A 19809-nucleotide genomic window follows, 5' to 3' on the forward strand; every position below is an offset into this window, starting at 1 on the left:
TGTCAACGCACCCCGGTATGGCCGAATCCACCCGCGCCCCGCACGCTGTCGGTGAAAGTATCCACTACCTGCAGGCTGACGCGGGCGATCGGAACCACCACCAGCTGCGCGATGCGATCGCCCGGCTCGATGGTGAAGGCCTCGCGGCCACGGTTCCAGACGCTGATCAGCAGCGGCCCCTGGTAGTCGGCATCGATCAGGCCGGTGCCGTTGCCCAGCACGATGCCATGCCGATGGCCCAGCCCGGAACGCGGCAGGATCACCGCGCACAGGTTCGGGTCGGCAATATGGATGGCCAGGCCGCTGGGCACCAGCGCGGTGTCGCCCGGCTGCAGGGTCAGCGCGGTATCCAGCGCCGCGCGCAGGTCCATGCCGGCACTGGCCTCGGTGGCATAGGCCGGCAGCGGCCAGCTGTCGCCGAAGCGCGGATCGAGCAGCTTGACCTGCAGCGGGTGGGAAGTGGATGCCTGGGTCATGCCTGGAGTCTCCGCGCGATCAGCGCCAGCAGTTGTTCGGCCAGCTCGCGCTTGGAAGTGGCCGGGAATACCTGTTCGCCGTCCTGCCAGAAGGCCGTGGCGGCATTGTTGTCGCTCTCGAAACCGCCGCCACTGATGCCGACCTGGTTGGCGATCACCAGGTCCAGGCGCTTGTCGACCAGTTTGCCGCGCGCGTATTTCTCCACGTCGTGGGTCTCGGCGGCGAAGCCGACCACCAGCTTCAGCGACTGCGTCTGTGCAGCGACTTCGGCGAGGATGTCCGGCGTGCGCACCAGTTCGATCACCAGCGACTGGCTGTCGGCGGTCTTCTTCAGCTTCTGCGCGGCGACCTGCCGCGGCGTGTAGTCGGACACCGCGGCGGCACCGATATAGATGTCGGCGGGCAGCGACTTCAGTACGGCATCGCGCATCTGCGCGGCCGAGCGCACGTCGATGCGCTGCACGCCCGGCGGCGTCGGCAGCTGTACCGGACCGCTGACCAGCACCACCTGCGCGCCCAGCGCGGCACCAGCGGCGGCCAGGGCAAAGCCCATCTTGCCGCTGCTGCGGTTGCCGACGTAACGCACCGGATCGATGTCTTCGTAGGTCGGGCCGGCACTGATCAGCAGGCGCAGCCCCTGCAGGGCACGGGTTTCCGGCGCGGCAACCGTCGCAGCGGCGCCGCCATTGGCGGCCAGCGCGGCCACGATGTCGCCGGGTTCGGCCAGCCGGCCGGGACCGGATTCACCTTCGGCCAGCGGGCCATCGACCGGGCCGATCACCTGCGCACCACGCTGGCGCAGCAGGGCGATGTTGGCTTGGGTGGCCGGATGCAGCCACATGCGATGGTTCATCGCCGGGCAGATCGTCAGCGGTGCGGTGCTGGCCAGGCACAGGGTGCTGACCAGGTCATCGGCATGGCCCTGGGCCAGCCGGGCCAGCAGATCGGCGGTTCCCGGCGCGACCACGATGCGGTCCGCCCAGCGGGCCAGCTCGATGTGGCCCATGGCCTGTTCGGCGGCGCTGTCCCACAGCGTGGTGCGGGTCGGCTGCCCGGACAGGGCCTGGAAACTGAGGGGGGTGACGAACTGCTGGGCGCCGGCGGTCATCGCCACCTGCACCTGGGCGCCCGCATCACGCAGGCGTCGCACCAGTTCCAGGGCCTTGTAGGCCGCGATCCCGCCTCCGACGCACAACAGCAGTTTCTGGCCTTCCAGCGCGCGGCCGGGCGCGGGGGAAGCGTTGGGGGAGTCAGCCACCTGGAATTCCTGTGCAAACGAGGGTATTAGCTTACCCGATGGTCGGTAATGTCCCGGTGCACAGCGCACATAGCGGGCAGCTATCAGCAGATGGGACTTGCACCACAGCGCTTCCGGGGTTCAAGACACTGCGATTCGGAACTTTCCTATACCTGTAGGCCGGCCACGTTTGCAGAATCGTCAGTGGCCGCCGCAGGTGTGCCGCTTCGCTTTTCGAGGATTCCGCGTGCACCCGCGCATCATCATCGCCGACGACCATCCCGTCGTCCTGCACGGCATCCGCATCGTGCTGCAGACCCACCTGATGGAGGTCGTCGGCAGCGCGCGTGACGGCGCCGAGCTGCTGCAGCTGGTCGAGCACCACGGCTGCGACGCGGTGCTGACCGACCTCTCCATGCCGGGCACCGGCCCGGATGGCCCGGAACTGATCGCTGAACTGCGCGCACGCCACCCGCACATGCCCGTGGTGGTGCTTACCGGCGCCCGCCACCCCGGCCTGCTCGATGGCCTGCTGCGTGAGGGTGTCAGCGGCTTGGTCGACAAGTGCGCCGATTTCGGCGAGTTGCCGCAGGCCTTGAACGCGGCCATGGCAGGGCAGGTGTTCGTCTCGCAGCAGCTGCGCCACCACCTGCAGGCGCGCGACCTGATGTTCGCGCGCGAACCGGCGGCGCTGTCCGCCCGCGAACAGGAAGTGCTGGACCTGTTGGCCGCCGGGCTGAAAGTGAACGCCATCGCCGTCCACTGCGGCCGCAGCCCCAAGACGATCAGCCGGCAGAAGGCCGAGGCCAAGCGCAAGCTGGGGCTGCAGAACAACCAGGAGCTGTTCGCCTACCTGCAGTCGCGACGCGACTGAGGCAACGGCCGACCCGGGCATGCGTCCTGCCCTGATGGGCCGCATCGCCCCCACTGGCGATGATGCAGGCATGCCCATCCACGACTGGCCCGAACAGGAACGTCCCCGCGAGAAGCTGATCGCACGCGGCCCCGCCACGCTGTCCGACGCAGAACTGCTGGCACTGTTCCTCGGCTCCGGCTTCGGTGGACGCGATGCGGTGCAGACCGCGCGCGACCTGCTGCAGGCGCACGGTCCCCTGCGTGTGCTGCTGGACCGCCCGGCCCGCGAGCTGGCCCGGTTGCCGGGGCTGGGCCCTGCTCGAAGCTGTGCACTGGCCGCCGGGCTGGAACTGGCCCACCGCTATCTGGCGGCCGAACTTCAGCAGGGCGAGGCCGTCGGCAACAACCCGGCTGCGGTCGGCCGCTATCTGCAGCACCGCCTGCGCGGCCAGGCCCGCGAGATCTTCATGGCGCTGTTCCTGGACAACCGCCACCGCCTGATCGCCTGCGAAGAACTGTTCCAGGGCACCATCAATGCCGCCCCGGTCTATCCCCGCGAGGTGGTGCGTCGAGCCCTGCTGCACAATGCGGCAGCGGTGATCCTCAGCCACAATCATCCTTCCGGCGACCCCGAGCCCTCCGGCGCCGACACCCGCATCACCGATGAACTGCAGCAGGCGCTGGCACTGGTGGACGTGCGCCTGCTCGACCACTTCGTCGTCGGCGAGGGCCGCCCCGTTTCATTTGCTGAACGGGGCCTGCTGTCCCCGCCCCAGCCGCGCCTGTTCGGCTGAACGGCCCTGGTCAGGGCCGGGCGGGCGCCCCGCAGGCATGTCCTGGTCAGCGTGGGCGCGGGCATCTGCGCTAAAATGGGCGATTCCGCCGCTCATTCTCACAGCAGGCCTCGTGAAAAATCTCCTCCGCGCCCTGATCAGCCAAGGCATCGAAGCCTTGCGCGCCAATGGCACCCTGCCCGCCGACTCCCTGCCGCCGGACTTCGTGGTCGAGCGCCCGAAGACCCGTGACCACGGCGACTTCGCCACCAACGCCGCGATGCTGCTGGCCAAGGCCGCGCGCAGCAATCCGCGCGCACTGGCACAGGCGCTGGTCGAGGCGCTGCCGCGCAGCGAGGACGTCAGCAAGGTCGAGATCGCCGGCCCCGGCTTCATCAACTTCCATCTGGCCCCGGCCGCGTACCAGCGCGAAACCGCCTCGGTCATCAAGGAAGCCCACGACTACGGCCGCAACCTGTCCGGCAATGGCCGCACGGTGGGCGTGGAGTATGTGTCGGCCAACCCGACCGGCCCGCTGCATGTCGGCCATGGCCGCGCAGCGGCGATCGGCGACTGCGTGGCCCGCGTGCTCGATGCCAACGGCTGGAACGCCAAGCGCGAGTTCTACTACAACGACGCTGGCGTGCAGATCGAGAACCTGGCGCTGTCCACCCAGGCGCGGATCAAGGGCATCGCACCCGATCAGGACGGCTGGCCGGAAGGCGGCTACCGCGGTGAGTACATCGCCGATGTCGCCCGCGCCTACATGGCCGGTGCCAGCGTCGACCTGGAAGGCAGCACCGTGGTCGGCGCCAAGGACCCGGACGACATGCAGGCAATCCGCCGCTTCGCCGTGGCCTACCTGCGCAACGAGCAGAACCTGGACCTGGCCGCGTTCGGTGTCGACTTCGACATCTACTTCCTGGAAAGCTCGCTGTACGCCGACGGCAAGGTTGCCGAAGCGGTGGCCAAGCTGCAGGCGTCCGGCCACACCTATGAGGAAGGCGGCGCGCTGTGGCTGCGCAGCACCGACTTCGGTGACGACAAGGACCGCGTGATGCGCAAGTCCGACGGCACCTTCACCTACTTCGTGCCGGACGTGGCCTACCACCTGTCCAAGTGGCAGCGCGGCTACGAGCGCGCGATCACCGAACTGGGCGCCGACCATCACGGCTCGCTGGCGCGCGTGCGCGCCGGCCTGCAGGCGATGGAAGTGGGCATCCCGCAGGGCTGGCCGGAATACGTGCTGCACCAGATGGTCACGGTCATGCGCGGCGGCGAGGAAGTGAAGCTGTCCAAGCGTGCCGGCAGCTACTTCACCCTGCGCGACCTGATCGAAGAAGCCGGCCGCGATGCGACCCGCTGGTTCCTGATCGCGCGCAAGCCCGATTCGCAGCTGACCTTCGACATCGACCTGGCGCGCCAGCAGAGCAACGACAATCCGGTGTTCTACGTGCAGTACGCGCACGCCCGTGTCTGCAGCCTGCTGCGCCAGGCGCAGGAAAAGGGCCTGGTGTACGAGCAGGGCAATGGCCTGGCCAACCTTGGCCACCTGGCCGACGATGCCTCGCTGCTGTTGATGAACGAGATCTCGCGCTATCCGGAAGTGGTGGAAGCGGCCGGCGTGGCGCTGGAGCCGCACCTGGTGGCGCAGTACCTGCGTGAATTGGCGCATGCCTTCCACACGTGGTATCACGGGACGCCGGTGCTGGTGGAAGACGCCGCCGATCGCAACGCCAAGCTGACCCTGGCCTGCGCGGCGCGCCAGGTGCTGGCCAACGGCCTTGAACTCCTGGGCGTGAGCGCCCCGGAAAAAATGTAAGCATCAGGAGACGCAGTACACATGGCAGCACGACGCGGCAAAACCCAGGCACGACGCAACAGCAGCAGCCAGGGCACACCCGGATGGGTGTGGCTGGTGGCCGGTGTGGCGATCGCCGCCGTGGTGTTCCTGGCGGCGCCGAACCTGTTCAAGGGCGAAGGCGACGGCTTCCTGCGCGCCGGTCCGCAGCCGAACCCGAACGCGCAGCCGGCCCCGGTTGGTGATGCAGACAGCGATGTCGGCAGCCAGCCAGCCGCGCAGCCGGCCACGCCGAAGCCGGCCGAACCGGAGAAGCCCGCGGCGACGCAGTACGACTTCTACACCCTGCTGCCGGGCAAGGAAGTGGAAATGTCCGACGCCGAACTGGCCGCCAGCGCGCGTGCCGAGGACCAGCGCCGGGCCAAGGCCGAAGCGTCGCGCGCGCAGGCCGCGCTGGAGGGCAAGCCGGTGCCGCCGGCGAGCACGGCCACGCCGGCACCGACCGCAACGGCCAGCGTCGCCAGCACCGCACCGGTGACCGCGAGCAACCGTCCGCTGCCGGCACCGCTGAGCGAGCGCCCGGCCGCGGCAACCCCGCCGGCCAGCACCGCACCGGCGTCGACCAGCACGGCCGCCACCCCCGCGCCGCGCGCGGAAGCCGCGCCCACCGCGCCGGCGACCACTGCCGCACCGGCGCCCGCCGACAACGCCCGCTACATCCTGCAGGCAGGTGCCTTCGGTGCGTCCGGCGACGCCGAAGCCACCAAGGCCAAGCTGGCCATGATGGGCCTGGCGGCACGCGTGGAGTCGGCGCAGATCAACGGCAAGACCGTGTATCGCGTGCGCATGGGGCCGTACGGCAGCGCCGGCGAACTGTCTGAAGCGAAGCAGAAGCTGGATGGCACCGGCCTGCAGGCGATGGCCATCAAGGCGCAGTGACGTTCTGCGGGACTGCATGAAGAAAGCCGGGCATTGCCCGGCTTTTTTTGTTTCTGCCGAGTCGAGCATGGCTCGACTCCACACACGGCGTCAGCCCTCGCGGGCGACCTGGAACCCGGCGAAGGACTGGCTGACCGGCATCAGCTCCAGGCGATTGATGTTCAGGTGCGGTGGCAGTGTGGCCACCCAGAAGATCTGTTCGGCGATGTCTTCGGCGGTCATCGGATTGGCACCGCTGTACAGCTTGTCCGACGCATTCTGGTCGCCATGGGTGCGGACCACGGTGAACTCGGTCTCGGCCATGCCCGGCTCGATCGTGGTCACGCGCACGCCGGTGCCGTGCAGGTCCGAACGCAGGCCCAGCGAGAACTGGCTGACGAAGGCCTTGGTGCCACCGTAGGCGTTGCCACCCGGGTACGGGTAGACGCCGGCCACCGACGAGATGTTGATGATCGCGCCCTTGCGCTCCACCAGCTGCGGCAGCAGGCGGTGGGTCAGGGTCACCAGCGCGGTGATGTTGGTGTCGATCATCGTGGTCCAGTCCGACAGCCTGGCGCTCTGTGCCGGTGCGGTGCCCTGCGCCAGACCGGCGTTGTTGACCAGCAGGTCGATCTCGCCGAAGGCCGGCGGCAGCGCCAGCAGGGCCGCCTCCATCGCCACCGGATCGCGGATGTCGAAGGCGGCGGCGTGCACCACGTCCTTGCCATAGCGCTCGACCAGCGGTTGCAGGCGTTCGCCGCGGCGGCCGGTGGCGATCACTTTCCAGCCGGCCTGGGCGAAGCGGTGGACGGCGGCGGCGCCGAAGCCGGACGTGGCGCCGGTAATCAGGACAGTGCGGGTCATCAGGCAACTCCAGGGGGAAAACCAGATCCCCATTCTGGCACCGTCCGGCAGCACCCGTGTTGCCGGATCGGCCAGATCCGGGGCGGCGACCCCACGTGCCGGGGTGACCGGTACAATTGCGCCATGATCAACAATGATGTCCTGCGCAGCGTGCGCTACTCCCTGGACCTGGGTGACCAGCACGTGGTCACCCTGTGCCAGATGGCCGACCCGGCCTTCGCCGTGGATACCGAGCAGGTGAAGGCCTGGCTGCGCCGCGAGGACGAAGCCGGTTTCGAGGCGATGAACGACAGCGCACTGGCGCACTTCCTCGATGGCCTGATCGTGCACCTGCGCGGTCGCGACGAGAGCCAGCCGCAGCGTGCGGTGGAAACGCGCATCGACAACAACCTGGTGCTGAAGAAGCTGCGCGTGGCCTTCCAGCTGCGCGACGTGGACCTGATGGAGATCTTCGCCAGCGCCGGCTTCAACGTGTCCAAGTCGGAAGTCGGTGCGTTGTTCCGCCAGCCCGGGCACACCAACTACCGGCGCTGCCTGGACCAGATGCTGCGCAACTTCCTCAAGGGCCTGAGCCTGCGCCTGCGCGGCTGAGCACGGCCTCGACGAAGGCGCGCGCGGCCGGCGTCGGCAGCCGCTGCCAGACCAGGTGTACGCGCCGGGTCGGGGTCGGCTGCAGTGGAATCTGAACCACGCCCTGGAAACCTTCGGCGATCAACGCCGGCACGATGCCGACCGCCAATCCGTGGCGGACGAAGCGCTCGACCAGTTCCATCAGGTTGACCTCGAAACGCACCGTGTGCGGCAGGCCAGCGGCGGCGAAGGCATCGTCGGTCTGCCGGCGCGCACCGGTACCGCGCGGGAAGTCGACCAGCGCTTCATCCTGCAGTGCGGTCAATGGCAACCGCGTGCGCCCGGCGAGCCGGTGCGACGGCGCCAGTACCGCTACCAGATCCTCCTCCTGCAGCACCTGGTGGCAGACGCCCTCCAGCGCTGCCGACGGCGCCAGGCCGACCAGTGCCACATCCAGCGCGCGCGACTGCACCTGTGCGATCAGGTCTTCGCTCTTGTCCACGCGCAGCTGGAACTCCACCTGTGGGTGCACCCGCTGGAAGGCCGCCAGCATCGCCACGACGTCGATGTCGGTCAGCGAAGAAATCTGCCCGATGGCCAGCAGGCCACGCACTTCGCCACTGACGGCAGCCACGTCGGCGCGCAGGTGGCGCAGGCTGGCCAGCACCTGGCGTGCGTGCACCAGCAACGCCTCGCCGGCGGCGGTAGCCCGCACCTGGCGTGGCAGGCGCTCGAACAGCGTGGCACCCAGTTCCTGTTCCAGGTGGGCGATCTGGTGGCTGAGCGCGGACTGCACCACGTGGCAGCGCTCGGCGGCACGGGTGAAATTGCCCTCCTCGGCCAGGGCGACGGCAAACTCGAGCTGCTTGAGGTTCATCCAGCTATCTTGTTTTCAGATGACAAGGATGATGATGATTCATTTCCATCATGACCGCAGCAGGCGGACACTGTGCACCCCGCTTCCTGGAACACCGCGTGAGCCCCTCCCTTCCCCCTCTGCACCGCTGGCAGGTGCTGCTGATGTCGGTCGCCACCGGCGTGGCCGTGGCCAGCAACTACTATGCGCAACCGCTGCTGCACACCATCGCAGATGCCTTCGGCGTGCCGTTCGGCCAGGTCGGCATGGTGGTTACCGCAGCACAGCTGAGCTATGCCGCCGGACTGATCCTGCTGGTGCCACTGGGTGACCTGTTCGAGCGCCGCCGCTTGATCGTGGTGATGAGCCTGCTGTCGGCCGGTGGCCTGGTGATCAGTGCCTGCGCGCCGTCGCTGGCCTGGCTGCTGGTCGGGACCGCAATCACCGGACTGTTTTCGGTGGTGGCACAGGTGCTGGTGCCGTTCGCGGCCACGCTGGCCGCGCCGGAACATCGTGGCCGCGTGGTCGGCACGCTGATGAGTGGCCTGCTGCTGGGCATCCTGCTGGCGCGTACCGTGGCCGGCCTGCTTTCCAGCCTGGGTGACTGGCGCCTGGTGTATGCCATCGCTGCCGGCACCCTGGTGCTGACCGCACTGGCATTGCAGCGCGGCCTGCCGCGATTCCACCACAGCGCCGGCCTGGGCTATTTCGCCTTGCTGCGCTCGATCGGCGTGCTGTTCGTGCAGGAGCCGGTGCTGCGCCAGCGCACCCTGCTGGGTGCCTGCAGCTTTGCCATGTTCGCGATTTTCTGGACCCCGCTCGCGTTCCTGCTGGCGCAGCCACCGTACGCCTACAGCGATGCCACCATCGGCCTGTTCGGGCTGGTCGGTGCAGCCGGCACGCTGGCGGCCGGCCTGGCCGGGCGCATGTCCGACCGCGGCCAGACCGGACGCGCCACTGCCATCGCGCTGGTGCTGTTGCTGCTGTCGTGGCTGCCACTGGGGCTGTCGGCCCACTCGCTGCTGGCGCTGCTGATCGGCGTGGTGGTGCTGGACCTGGCCGCACAGCTGCTGCACGTCAGCAACCAGAACCTGATCTATGCGCTGCAGCCCGCGGCGCGCAACCGCCTCAATGCCGGCTACATGACCGGCTACTTCATCGGCGGCTCGCTGGGTTCGCTGCTGTCGGCGCAGGTCTACCAGCGCTACGGTTGGACCGGCGTCTGCGTGGCCGGTGCCGCCGTGGCCGTGCTGGCCCTGCTGCTGTGGCTGCCCGGCGCGCTGCGCGCGCGCCAGGCGGCATCGTCGAACTAGAAGCTGCCCTGCAGCGCCAGCTCCCAGCGTCCACCGGCATTGCCCGGGAACAGTCGCTTGGCCGCGCTGTCGGTGTCATGCACGGTGGCGCGCAGCTCCCATGCCGGAGTCAGCGTGGCAATGGCACTGAGCTGGCCATGCAGGTAATCCGGGCCCTGCGCGGTGGCCAGCCAGTACTGGGCCACCGCTGCTTCCAGGCGGACGCGTTCGTGCAACGGCACACGCACGCCCAGCTGGGCATAGGTTCCGCGATGGCCACCGGCCAACGCATCGTTGGAATGCGCGACCTGCAGCCAGGCGCGCTGCTTCCAGGTCACGGTGGTGTTGAGTTCGGTCCAGTCCAGCGCACGACCGGTACCCGGATACACATAGCGGGTCAGGTTCGCATCCAGCGTCCAGTCCGGTGCCAGCGCGCCGGACCAGCCCGCCACCAGGTCGAACTCGCTGCGCGCGCCATTGTCCGGCTTGAACGAGACGTTGGACCCCCACACGCTGGCGTACCAGCCCGATGGGATCGAGATCTTCGCGCCGGCCTGCACCGCCGGGTCACCATCGCTCTGCGAGCTGCCGCGCCACACGTAGTCACTGGTCAAGGCCGCACTGCCACTGACCTGCACCTGTGCCTGCGCGCTGCCCATGCCAAGCAGCCCTGCCAGGGCGGCCACCACCGCCGCCATCGTCCCCTTGCTGTTCACTGCACTGTGTTCCTCGTCGAAGGCGGTCACGCCGCCGGGACGGCAGTGTCCAGCGCGTGGCCGTAACGGATCGAGGGTGCGGCCCGGCCCGCGGCGCAAATTCGGCGTAAATCCCGTGGATCGGGGCCATGCGCCAGCGGCGCGGTATCATGGCGCCCTGTTTCCAGGAACCAACCGCGTGGACGCCATCCTGACCCCGGTATCGATCGGCGAGCTGATCGACAAGATCACCATTCTCCAGATCAAGGCCGAGCGCATCGACGATGCCGCCAAGCTGGCCAACGTGCGCACCGAGCTGGACGGCCTGCTGCCCCTGTTGCAGCAGCAGCTGCAGGCACAGCCGGCCCTGGCCGCGCTGCAGCAGCAGTTGAAGGCGATCAACGAGCGTATGTGGGACATCCAGGACCAGCTGCGCGACAAGGAAGCGGCCCAGGTGTTCGATGATGCATTCATCCAGCTGGCACGCGGTGTCTATGGCACCAATGGCGAGCGCGTGCAGGTGAAGAACGAGATCAACCGCGTGGCCGGTTCTGCACTGGTGGAAGAGAAGCAGTACCAGGGCGAGTAACGCCGCTCATCCGCATTCCAGCAGGTGGCGGAAGCGGAACAGGTCACCGTCCCCGCGGATGCCGAGCTTGCGGTAGGCCGAGGTTTTCTGCGAGCTGATCGTGCTGGCTGAACGCCCCGATCGCAGGGCCATTTCGCTGGTGCTGACCCCTTTCAGCACCAGCCCGAGCACTTCCCGTTCGCGCTGGCTCAACGGCACCAGTGCCGGGGCCGGCATTCTGCGTGCACGCGTGCCCGGCAGGTTCAGTTCCGCGCGCAGCTCCGGTGGCACGAAGCGCCCTCCCCGGGCGACCACATCAATGGCACGCAGCAACACGTCCGGTGGCGTCGACTTGGACAGGAAGCCGCGCGCACCGGCACGCATCGCGGTGGCCACCGTGCTGGCATTGCAGTGTGCCGAGAGCACCAGCACCGGCAGTGCCGGCCAGCGCTGCGACAGCACGTGCAACAGGGCCAACCCATCGCCCAGGTCGCCCATGGGCAACGCATCGATCAGCAGCAGGTCGACACACGTCGGGCTGCGCTCCAGCAGGTGCAGCAGGTGCGCCTCGCTGGACAGGCTCACCCGTACCTGCACACCCGCGTGCTGGCGCAGCAGCACTTCCACGCCCAACCGCAGTACCGGGTGCGGGTCCAGCAGCGCCAGGCGTCGTGGCCGATCAGGCAGCAGAGGCGGGAGGGTCAGCGGCATTGCGGCATGTCCAGGCAACATGGGACATCCAACGTAGGTCGGTGCCCGCAGCGGCGGAATCCAATTCCTTGCAATGGCTGGCCCGCGCATTCCGCCAGTCAGACAGCATTCCGGTTTGCCACGGCGCAAACGCAACAGGCCCGGCAAATGCCGGGCCTGTTGGGGCGTCTCCAGCGCGCAATCGCGCCGAGGCAGCAATTACCAGCTGAAGCGCGGGCCGACGGTGTATTCCTTGTCGCCGTGGCGGTTCATCTTCAGCTCGCCGTTCAGGCCCCAGTTCTGGTTCAGCTTGACCTGACCACCCAGGCGGCCGTACCACTGGCCATCCGGATTGACGCCGTGCTTCTTGGCGTAGTCTTCGTAACCGACCATGCCGTAGACCTCGGCGTGGGCGCCGAAGGCAGTGCGGATACCGGCTTCAGCGCTGTAGCCGTTGAAGTCCAGACCGTGCTTGCGGTCGAACTTCTGGTAGGCAACGCGGGCAACGAAGTCGGTGCTCGGAGCGATTTCAACGTTGTAGCCGGCACCGACCTTCCACTGGTCAACCTTCAGGTTGGTGTGGTCGATTTCCTGGCGGCTGTATTCGCCGAAGGCGTGGAAGTTCGGCAGGAAGCCGTAGGAACCCTTCACGCCCCAGCCGTCGGCCTTGATGCCTTCAACGTCGGTCTTGGCGTAGTCGGCTTCGGCGTAGTTGTAGGACAGGTTCTCAGCAGCCGAAGCGGTGAACGGCAGGGCAGCGGCCAGGGCCAGAGCAATCAGCGAATTCTTCATGGGGGTACACCTTTACTTTCTTATGGTGTGCAGCAGCGCCAGGGCGCCATCGCATCGGGAATGTAAATTCTCCGTTATTCGCCACAACGCTCCCTGAAAACAGCGGTCTTCGCATTGCTGAATTTTTTGGCTTGATTCAGGCTGCGTCTGGCATACGCGCGCGGCGCGCGTGCATTTTCAGGTTTCTTCACCGTCCACCGTTGTCGATCCCCGATCCCCTGGTTCGTCGTGTACCTGAAGGCCGTGCATGTGGCACGGTCCATCCGGAGGCAGGCAATGAGCTACATCGACGGTTTCGTCCTGGCGGTGCCCACCGCCAACAAGGAGAAGTTCCTCGCCCATGCACGCACAGGGGATCCCGTTTTCATCGAGTACGGCGCGCTGCGCGTGGTCGAGTGCTGGGGCGATGACGTGCCGCACGGCAAGACCACCGACTTCTTCGGCGCGGTGAAAGCCACGCCGGATGAGACGGTGGTGTTTTCCTGGATCGAATGGCCGGACAAGCCGACCCGCGACGCCGGCATGAAGAAGATGATGGAGGACCCGCGGTTTGATCCAACGAAGAATCCGATGCCGTTCGACGGCGCGCGGATGATCTACGGCGGCTTCGTGCCGCTCTACGAGCTGACGCGCTGAACCCGGCGGACGTGCTCAGCGCGCGTCCGTTTCATCGCTGGCAGCAGCATGGCCGGCGCCCAGTGCGGCGCCGGCACCGAGGCCCATGCCGCCCATGCCGGCGCCCATTCCACCACCACCGCCACCGCCTGCACGGCCGCCCTTGGCATCGCCGTCGTTACGGCCCTTGCCGCCACCACTGGCAACGGGCCGGGTCGGCCCCTGCGGTGGAATCTGCAGATCGGCCGGAATCGGGGCCAGATCCAGCGCTTCGCGCACGAAGTCGCGCAGCGAGACCACCAGTTCGTGGGTATGCACCGGCCGCCCCTGTGCCAGTTCGTTGGCGGCACGCGTGGCCAGCCGCACCTGTTCGTCGGTGCCCAGCAGCAGGATGTCCGACAGCGCGGCCTCGACCGCATCGCGGATGCGCCGCGCACGGTCCGAGCGCGGCTCGGCGATGCCGTCGGCATCTTCGCGCTGGCGCAGGTCGCGACGATGGCTGGGATCCACGCCCAGCTCGCCGGTGAACGAACCGCCCAGGGTCTTGTAGGCGGCCATCAGCGTGCGCAGCCGTTCGTTGATCTGCCGGTTCTCGCGCTCGCGGCGCTGCTGCAGGGTCTGCATCACCAGCAGGCGGATGCCGACGCCGAGCAGGGTGATCAGGACCAGGCCGGCCAACGTGGACAGCACGCCCTGCCAGGAACTGAAGTCGATACCGCGCATGGTCGGGGCTCCGGCGGGAAGAACCTGCATCTTGCCCCAGGTAGCGCCCCAGAAACGCGAAAGGCCCTACCACCCGGTGGGTGGCAGGGCCTTCGGTCACGGCGCGATTACTTGCGCTTGGCGACCTTGCGCACGGCCTTCTTGGCCGGAGCCTTCTTGGCGGCGACCTTCTTCAGCGGCGCAGCCTTCCTGGCGACCGTCTTGCGGGTGGCGGCAACCTTCTTGCCCACCGCCTTCTTGGCGACGGCGGTCTTCTTGCCGACAGCCTTCTTGGCGACGGCGGCCTTCTTGCCGACGGCCTTCTTGGCGACGGCAGCCTTCTTGCCGACAACCTTCTTGGCGGCCGCGGTCTTCTTGGTGGCGACCTTCTTGGTGACGGCAACCTTCTTGCCGACAACCTTCTTCGCAGCCACGGCCTTCTTGCCGGCGACCTTCTTGGCGGCGACGGTCTTCTTGGCCACAGCCTTCTTGGCGGTGGCGACCTTCTTGCCGACCACCTTCTTGGCGGCCGCGGTCTTCTTGGCAACGGTCTTCTTCGCGACGGCGGCCTTCTTGGTGGCGGCCTTCTTCACGGTGGCGACCTTCTTGCCGGCAGCCTTGGTGGTCTTCTTGGCGGCAGCGGCCTTCTTGGTCACAGCCTTGCCTGCAGCGGCCTTCTTCTTGGCCACTTCCTTCTTCAGGGCAGCGGCTTCGGCCTTGGCGTTCTTCTTGGCCGCTTCCAGCTTCTTCTTGGCATTGGCAACGGTCTTGCCGACCGACTTGGCGGCCTTGTCGGCCTTCTTGGCAACGGTCTTCTCGACCTTGGCCACGGCCTTCTTGGCCTTGGCAACGCGGGTACCGGCCGCCTTGGTGGCGCGCTTGACGGTCTTCTTGACCGACTTCACGGCGTCTTCGGCGGCGTGGGCGATGGTCTCGCCAACGTTGGTGGCGGCTTCTTTGACGTTCTCGACGGCGTCGGTCACGACCGACACACCATTACCGTTGCTCATGTTGCCCTCCTGGGGGCCTTAAGTATCAAAACGGGGCGATGCTATACCGACATTGACGATCGTGGAACGGGGCACGCGCCCGCAATCGCATCTGATGCGACGGCCATGGTGTAGCCCACCACTGCCGCAGAAGCGGCGGGTTCACAGGAAACCCCTTTTTTTAAGGACTACGCCACAGCAAGCGCGTGGTCGAAGATGGCCGTTGCGTGCCGTTGCACGGACGCGGCATCCGATGCGTGCTGTGGCGCATTGCGGCACCCGGTTGCGCGGAACTGCGCAGGTATCGGTCTGTGTCGGCGCCCCCGGCGATCGTCTTCGGTGGTGCAGGCGTCGCCTGTGCGGTGTCGCCACAGCCATGCTGTCAGCCTCCTCACTCGCCTTTCGCGGCCTGCGGTTTTCATGGCGCATTTATCCAGATCGCGACACACTCATTCAGCTTGTTTTACCGTAGGGCCGAACCGCCCCCACCCACGCCAGCGAACCGACAACCATGCGACCGCTTCCCACCCTGCTTACGCTCGCAATCGCCGCCGCCTTCGGTGGCTTCGTTGCCACCGGCATCAATGCCCACCTGGACAACCGTGCCGATGCAGCACCGCTGCCAGCGGTGCTGCCGACCACCGCCGCGTTGCCGGCCGCGGTGGCCGGACAGGCGGTGCCTTCGCTGGCGCCGATGCTGGAAAAGGCGATGCCGGCCGTGGTCAGCGTCAACACCAAGCAGGTGGTGCGCGTGCGCAACCCGTTCTTCAACGACCCGTTCTTCCGCCGCCTGTTCCCGGATATCCCGCAGGAGCGCATCAACGAATCGCTGGGCTCGGGCGTGATCATCGACGCCAAGGAAGGCCTGGTGCTGACCAACCACCATGTCATCGACAACGCCGATGACGTGCAGGTGACACTGGCCGACGGGCGCACGGTGAAGGCCGAGTTCCTCGGTTCGGACCGCGATACCGACATCGCGCTGATCCGCATCCCGGCGCAGAACCTGACCGACATCAAGCTCGGCAACAGCGACCAGCTGCGGGTCGGTGACTTCGTGGTGGCCATCGGCAACCCGTTCGGCTTCAGCCAGACGGTCACCTCGGGCATCGTCTCGGCGGTGGGCCGCAGCGGCATCCGTGGCCTGGGCTACCAGAACTTCATCCAGACCGATGCGTCGATCAACCCCGGCAATTCCGGTGGCGCCCTGGTCGACCTGCAGGGCCAGCTGGTCGGCATCAATACCGCCAGCTTCAACCCGCAGGGCAGCATGGCCGGCAACATCGGCCTGGGCCTGGCGATTCCGTCCAACCTGGCGCGCAGCGTGGTCGACCAGCTGGTCAAGCACGGCGTGGTGGTACGCGGCACGCTGGGCGTGGAGAGCCAGAACCTGACCGCGCAGATCGCGCAGGGGCTGGGCCTGGGCGAAACGCGCGGTGCGCTGATCACCCGCGTGCTGGCCGGTTCGGCGGCCGCCGCGGCCGGGTTGAAGCCGGGCGACGTGGTGGTCTCGGCCAACGGGCAACGCGTGGACAGCGCCGAAGCCCTGCACAACGTGGAAGGCCTGGCTGCGGTCGGCAGCCCGATGACGCTGGACGTACGCCGCGAAGGCAAGCCCGTGCAGATCAAGGCCACGCTGAAGGAACAGGCGCGTGCGGTCACCGGCGAGAGCCTGGACCCGCGGTTGACCGGTGCCACCTTCGTCGACCTGCCCGAGTCGCTGCGACAGTCGGGTGTCGGCGGCGTGCTGGTCAGCGAGGTCAAGCGTGGCAGCCGCGCGGCCAGCAACGGCCTGCAGCAGGGCGACATCATCACCGACGCCACCGTGGGTGAATTCGCCGACCTGGCCAGCTGGCGCGCCAACTTCCAGCAGCGCCCGCCGACCCTGGTGGTGCGCGTGCTGCGCAACAATGGCCAGCAGCAGGGCCAGCTCGTGATGCGCTGATCGCCCTGCCGTAACACCCCCTATACCCCGGCAATGCTATTGCTGTCAGTCCAGGTCGGCACCGCCGACACCCGTTCCCCCATCGCAACAGGAGTGATTCGATGAGCCCCACCAATACCGAGAACCTGAAGGAACACCTGGGTGAAGCCGGTTCCCACCTGAAGCAGGCCGCCACGGCCGCCGGCGGTGCGATCAAGGGCGCAACCGGTGCCGCGACCGACGAGCTGCGCATCGGCAAGGCCAACGTCAAGGCCGAACTGTCCGACAGCGCACTGTCTGGCCTGGCCGCCGCCGAATTCGGTGGTGCCGCTGCCAAGGAACAGGTTGACGCGTTGATGGACAAGGGCAAGGACCTGATCGACAGCGCCGCCGAGTTGATCCGTGAGCGTCCGCTGGCTTCGTTCGGCGTCGCCTTCGCTGCCGGCTGGATCATCGCCAAGCTGGCCCGCGGCAGCAGCGACAAGTAAGCCGCGGCGTGAGCGAAGACAACGCGCAAGCCCCTGATCCGGCGGCCACCCCGCCGCTGGATGAGAGCATCCGCCAGGTCGGCGCGGCCGGTCGTGCCGCCGCCGATTCGGCCAAGCACACCGTGCGCTCGCTGCGCCGACTGGCCTCGGCCGACTTCGCCCTGGCCCGCAGCGCCTTCGGCCGTGCGCTGGCCTGGGCCGGCGTGGCGATCGTATTTGGTGCCTCGGCCTGGCTGTTGATGGCGGCCACCCTCATCGCCCTGCTGCAGAGCTGGGGCCTTAGCTGGCTGCAGGCGCTGCTGATCACCTCGCTGCTGAGCCTGGCCGTCACCGGCTACGCGATCTGGCGGGTGTCCTACTTCTTCCATCACACCGGCATGCATGCCACCCGGCGCCAGCTGTCACGCCTGGGCCTGTTCGACGAGCCCAGCGAAGACGACCCCGATGCCGGCGTGCAGCTGCCCGAGGGCAAGCCATGAAGTTCGGCGCGCTGCAGCGGCGGGTGAAACGCTGCGAACAGGTGGTGACCGTGCGCCTGGGCGAGACCCAGGACCACTGGTCCACGCTCAGCGACGTCTGGCGAAAGGGCTGGTCGCCGTTGCGCATCGTGGTGGTCGGCCTGGCCGGTGGCTTCATCGCCGGCAAGCTGGAAGTGCCCGGCAAGGTCAACGGTGCGCGCTGGCTGCAGATGGTCGGTTCGGTCTCGAACCTGTTCGCCAGTGCCCAGGCGGCGTTCGCCACGGCGATGGCGGCACAGGCTGCAGCGACCGCCGACGACGCGGCCGAAGAAGCCGACGATGCCAGCGAACAGGCACAGGCGGCGGCCTCCGCCGCCAACGCACGGCCGGCACCTGCCCCCCGCCCGGAACCCGAACCGGAACCGCGCGAACCGCGCCCGGCCGAAGCCGCCACCGAGCTGTCCGAACGTTGATCCACGCACTCCGCCGCGCCGATCGCGGCCGGCGGATAATGCGCTCCCCTTCCCGGTTGGTGCGTCGATGAGCGAGTCCCTCCTGTCCCCGTCACCAGCCGATCCGCAGGGTGCGGAGGCGCCGCTGCCGCCCCCGTCGCGTCCACGCGGGCCGATGTCGCTGGTGGTCCTGGCCACCCTGGCGGTGGGCTACACGCTGTGGGCCGCGCAGGACATCATCCTGCCGGTGCTGCTGGCGATGTTCTTCGCACTGGTCGGCAACCCGATCCTGCGCCTGCTGCAGAAGCTGTGGATTCCGCGCGCGCTGGGCGCACTGCTGATCCTCGGCGCCGGGCTGGGCGTGACCGGTTCGCTGGCGGTGCAGTTGATCGGTCCGGCGATGGAATGGGCGCAGGAAGCACCGCAGCAGCTGCGCAAGGTGGCCCGGCAGGTGCAGGACCTGACCAAGCCGGTGCAGCAGGCCAACCAGGCGGCGGAAAACTTCGCCCGCGTGGCCGGCGGTGACAGCAACCACAAGGTGCAGGTGATCCGCACCCAGCTGGACGATCCATACCGCATGCTGACCCGTGCACCGCGCCTGGCCGCGTCGGTGCTGGCGGTGGTGCTGCTGACCCTGTTCTTCATGATCTACGGGCAGAGCCTGCAGCGCGCAGCGATCGCCCTGTTCCCGAACCGCCAGCAGCAGCGGTTCACCACCGACATCCTGCGTTCGATCGAACGGGAGGTCTCGCGTTACGTGCTGACCATCAGCGTCATCAACACCCTGGTCGGGCTGGTGTTCGCCGGCGTGCTGATGCTGCTCGGCATCGGCCTGCAGGAAGCACTGCTGTGGGGCACGGTGGCTGCACTACTGAACTTCGCCCCGTACGTGGGTCCGCTGATCGGCGTGGCGCTGATGCTGTTGATGGGCTTCGTCGAGTTCCGCGACCCGCTGCAGGCCCTGCTGCCGGCCGCCGCCTACCTGGGCCTGCACACCCTGGAAGGGCAGATGGTGACCCCGATCGTGCTGGGCCGTCGGATGAAGCTGTCGCCGCTGGTGCTGATCCTGGCGCTGATGGTGTTCGGCTGGGCCTGGGGCATGATCGGGCTGCTGCTGGCAGTGCCGCTGCTGGTGTGCATCAAGCTGGTGCTGGCACGCCTGGATGGCATGCAGGGCTGGGCACGCCTGCTGGAGTGACGGCATCAACAACGGATGGACGCAGGTGGCGGAACCAGAAACAGGGACGAAGTGGCAGACTATGGCGCCCTACCCGGATGGATCCGCTCGTATGAACTCTCTCGCCACGCGTTGCCTTGCCTTGGCCTGCATTGCCGCTCCCGCGTTCGCCGCGACACCGCCGACTGCCGATCAGGCGCGCACCCAGCTTGCTGAGGCGGTTACCTGCAAGCGGCACCTCACGCCCATGCAGTTCGACGCCATGGCCCGGATGCTGGCACCGGCCCCGGCAAGGGCGCAGGACGGCGAATCCAGCGGCGAGTTCCGGCTGACCACGCCCTTGATGGTGCTGGGCCAGCCCGTGAACCGGCTGCAGTCCTATGACGGCGACAGCGGCGAGGATGGCATCGACAGTTTCACCGCGTACTTCAGCTCGGCCAGTGTGGAACAGGTCGCGGCACTGGCGAAGATGTCCGACCCGGTGGCAGGCACCTACACGAAGGAAGTTGGGCGGCACAACCTGGACGTGCAGCAGTTCGACGGCCAGACCACCATCGCCTGCTCGTACAACCTGCGCTGACCCGGCCCAGCCACAGTGCCCACCCGCCCGCCGCGC

Annotated in this window: 23 protein-coding genes; 14 read left to right on the plus strand and 9 right to left on the minus strand. The window is 67.8% G+C overall.

What is annotated here, in order from left to right; genetic code table 11:
* Positions 1 to 2: 2 nt before the first annotated feature.
* A complete protein-coding gene (gene dut / locus AC5P7A_RS10465; protein WP_014035700.1) occupies positions 3 to 476 on the minus strand; it encodes a dUTP diphosphatase in 474 nt (157 codons plus the stop codon).
* Entirely contained in the window at positions 473 to 1735 is a 1263-nt protein-coding gene (coaBC, locus tag AC5P7A_RS10470) for a bifunctional phosphopantothenoylcysteine decarboxylase/phosphopantothenate--cysteine ligase CoaBC (protein WP_495220119.1), read from the minus strand. The genes dut and coaBC overlap by 4 nt, the downstream gene beginning before the upstream one ends.
* Before the next feature lie 226 nt (positions 1736 to 1961).
* On the opposite strand from coaBC, the gene AC5P7A_RS10475 reads away from it, so the two are divergent.
* The 4 genes from AC5P7A_RS10475 to AC5P7A_RS10490 all read left to right on the plus strand — a co-directional run bounded on the left by AC5P7A_RS10475 (position 1962) and on the right by AC5P7A_RS10490 (position 6082).
* Positions 1962 to 2588, plus strand: a complete 627-nt coding sequence (locus AC5P7A_RS10475; RefSeq protein WP_049408686.1) for a response regulator — start codon at positions 1962 to 1964, stop codon at positions 2586 to 2588.
* 70 nt (positions 2589 to 2658) lie between these two features.
* Complete coding sequence (gene radC / locus AC5P7A_RS10480) at positions 2659 to 3363, plus strand: RadC family protein (protein ID WP_014035697.1); 705 nt, start codon at positions 2659 to 2661, stop codon at positions 3361 to 3363.
* A 112-nt stretch (positions 3364 to 3475) separates the two neighbouring features.
* Positions 3476 to 5164, plus strand: coding sequence for an arginine--tRNA ligase (gene argS, locus AC5P7A_RS10485; protein WP_032961431.1), 1689 nt, complete (start codon positions 3476 to 3478; stop codon positions 5162 to 5164).
* A gap of 21 nt (positions 5165 to 5185) precedes the next feature.
* Positions 5186 to 6082, plus strand: coding sequence for an SPOR domain-containing protein (locus tag AC5P7A_RS10490; RefSeq protein ID WP_495220120.1), 897 nt, complete (start codon positions 5186 to 5188; stop codon positions 6080 to 6082).
* A gap of 90 nt (positions 6083 to 6172) precedes the next feature.
* Here AC5P7A_RS10490 and AC5P7A_RS10495 read toward each other — a convergent pair whose 3' ends face one another.
* Positions 6173 to 6925, minus strand: coding sequence for an SDR family NAD(P)-dependent oxidoreductase (locus tag AC5P7A_RS10495; protein WP_014035694.1), 753 nt, complete (start codon positions 6923 to 6925; stop codon positions 6173 to 6175).
* A 123-nt stretch (positions 6926 to 7048) separates the two neighbouring features.
* Here AC5P7A_RS10495 and AC5P7A_RS10500 point away from each other — a divergent pair, with 123 nt between their 5' ends.
* On the plus strand, positions 7049 to 7516 hold the full coding sequence (locus AC5P7A_RS10500) for a YehS family protein (RefSeq protein WP_014645662.1): 468 nt from the start codon (positions 7049 to 7051) through the stop codon (positions 7514 to 7516).
* On the opposite strand, the gene AC5P7A_RS10505 is transcribed toward AC5P7A_RS10500, so the two are convergent.
* Positions 7485 to 8372 carry a LysR family transcriptional regulator gene (locus AC5P7A_RS10505; protein WP_032961439.1) on the minus strand — a complete coding sequence of 296 codons (888 nt, stop codon included), beginning with the start codon at positions 8370 to 8372 and terminating at the stop codon, positions 7485 to 7487. The two genes, AC5P7A_RS10500 and AC5P7A_RS10505, sit on opposite strands and share 32 nt — an antisense overlap.
* Before the next feature lie 143 nt (positions 8373 to 8515).
* On the opposite strand from AC5P7A_RS10505, the gene AC5P7A_RS10510 reads away from it, so the two are divergent.
* Positions 8516 to 9664: an MFS transporter gene (locus AC5P7A_RS10510; RefSeq protein WP_329768298.1), complete on the plus strand. Its 1149-nt coding sequence runs from the start codon at positions 8516 to 8518 to the stop codon at positions 9662 to 9664.
* Here AC5P7A_RS10510 and AC5P7A_RS10515 read toward each other — a convergent pair.
* On the minus strand, positions 9661 to 10359 hold the full coding sequence (locus AC5P7A_RS10515; RefSeq protein WP_495220121.1) for a TorF family putative porin: 699 nt from the start codon (positions 10357 to 10359) through the stop codon (positions 9661 to 9663). The two genes, AC5P7A_RS10510 and AC5P7A_RS10515, sit on opposite strands and share 4 nt — an antisense overlap.
* A 178-nt stretch (positions 10360 to 10537) precedes the next feature.
* On the opposite strand from AC5P7A_RS10515, the gene AC5P7A_RS10520 reads away from it, so the two are divergent.
* Positions 10538 to 10927: a DUF6165 family protein gene (locus AC5P7A_RS10520; protein ID WP_010486915.1), complete on the plus strand. Its 390-nt coding sequence runs from the start codon at positions 10538 to 10540 to the stop codon at positions 10925 to 10927.
* Positions 10928 to 10933: 6 nt separating this feature from the next.
* Here the strand turns inward: AC5P7A_RS10520 and AC5P7A_RS10525 are convergent, their stop codons facing one another.
* Complete coding sequence (locus tag AC5P7A_RS10525) at positions 10934 to 11617, minus strand: response regulator transcription factor (RefSeq protein WP_032961444.1); 684 nt, start codon at positions 11615 to 11617, stop codon at positions 10934 to 10936.
* Between the two features lie 198 nt (positions 11618 to 11815).
* Positions 11816 to 12388, minus strand: a complete 573-nt coding sequence (locus tag AC5P7A_RS10530) for an OmpO family porin (protein WP_014645657.1) — start codon at positions 12386 to 12388, stop codon at positions 11816 to 11818.
* A gap of 276 nt (positions 12389 to 12664) precedes the next feature.
* Between AC5P7A_RS10530 and AC5P7A_RS10535 the strand changes: the two genes are divergently transcribed.
* Positions 12665 to 13024 (plus strand): DUF1428 domain-containing protein, encoded by a 360-nt coding sequence (locus AC5P7A_RS10535; protein ID WP_014645655.1) that lies wholly within the window; start codon positions 12665 to 12667, stop codon positions 13022 to 13024.
* Between the two features lie 15 nt (positions 13025 to 13039).
* Here AC5P7A_RS10535 and AC5P7A_RS10540 read toward each other — a convergent pair whose 3' ends face one another.
* The gene (locus AC5P7A_RS10540) at positions 13040 to 13726 is read right to left on the minus strand and encodes a hypothetical protein (RefSeq protein WP_014645654.1); all 687 of its coding nucleotides are present in this window, start codon (positions 13724 to 13726) and stop codon (positions 13040 to 13042) included.
* A 107-nt stretch (positions 13727 to 13833) separates the two neighbouring features.
* On the minus strand, positions 13834 to 14715 hold the full coding sequence (locus AC5P7A_RS10545) for a histone (protein WP_495220122.1): 882 nt from the start codon (positions 14713 to 14715) through the stop codon (positions 13834 to 13836).
* Positions 14716 to 15205: 490 nt separating this feature from the next.
* On the opposite strand from AC5P7A_RS10545, the gene AC5P7A_RS10550 reads away from it, so the two are divergent.
* The 6 genes from AC5P7A_RS10550 (at position 15206) to AC5P7A_RS10575 (ending at position 19773) form a co-directional block, all read left to right on the plus strand.
* A complete protein-coding gene (locus AC5P7A_RS10550) occupies positions 15206 to 16639 on the plus strand; it encodes a Do family serine endopeptidase (protein ID WP_014645652.1) in 1434 nt (477 codons plus the stop codon).
* A gap of 101 nt (positions 16640 to 16740) precedes the next feature.
* On the plus strand, positions 16741 to 17106 hold the full coding sequence (locus AC5P7A_RS10555) for a hypothetical protein (protein ID WP_004153835.1): 366 nt from the start codon (positions 16741 to 16743) through the stop codon (positions 17104 to 17106).
* Positions 17107 to 17114: 8 nt separating this feature from the next.
* Positions 17115 to 17585, plus strand: a complete 471-nt coding sequence (locus AC5P7A_RS10560) for a phage holin family protein (RefSeq protein WP_014645651.1) — start codon at positions 17115 to 17117, stop codon at positions 17583 to 17585.
* Positions 17582 to 18037 carry a hypothetical protein gene (locus tag AC5P7A_RS10565; RefSeq protein ID WP_014645650.1) on the plus strand — a complete coding sequence of 152 codons (456 nt, stop codon included), beginning with the start codon at positions 17582 to 17584 and terminating at the stop codon, positions 18035 to 18037. The genes AC5P7A_RS10560 and AC5P7A_RS10565 overlap by 4 nt, the downstream gene beginning before the upstream one ends.
* 67 nt (positions 18038 to 18104) lie before the next feature.
* Complete coding sequence (locus AC5P7A_RS10570; protein WP_032961455.1) at positions 18105 to 19214, plus strand: AI-2E family transporter; 1110 nt, start codon at positions 18105 to 18107, stop codon at positions 19212 to 19214.
* A 91-nt stretch (positions 19215 to 19305) separates the two neighbouring features.
* Positions 19306 to 19773, plus strand: a complete 468-nt coding sequence (locus AC5P7A_RS10575) for a hypothetical protein (protein WP_032961458.1) — start codon at positions 19306 to 19308, stop codon at positions 19771 to 19773.
* Positions 19774 to 19809: the final 36 nt, after the last annotated feature.

The sequence above is a fragment of the Stenotrophomonas sp. YJH_SMC_65 genome (genome assembly GCF_059369475.1).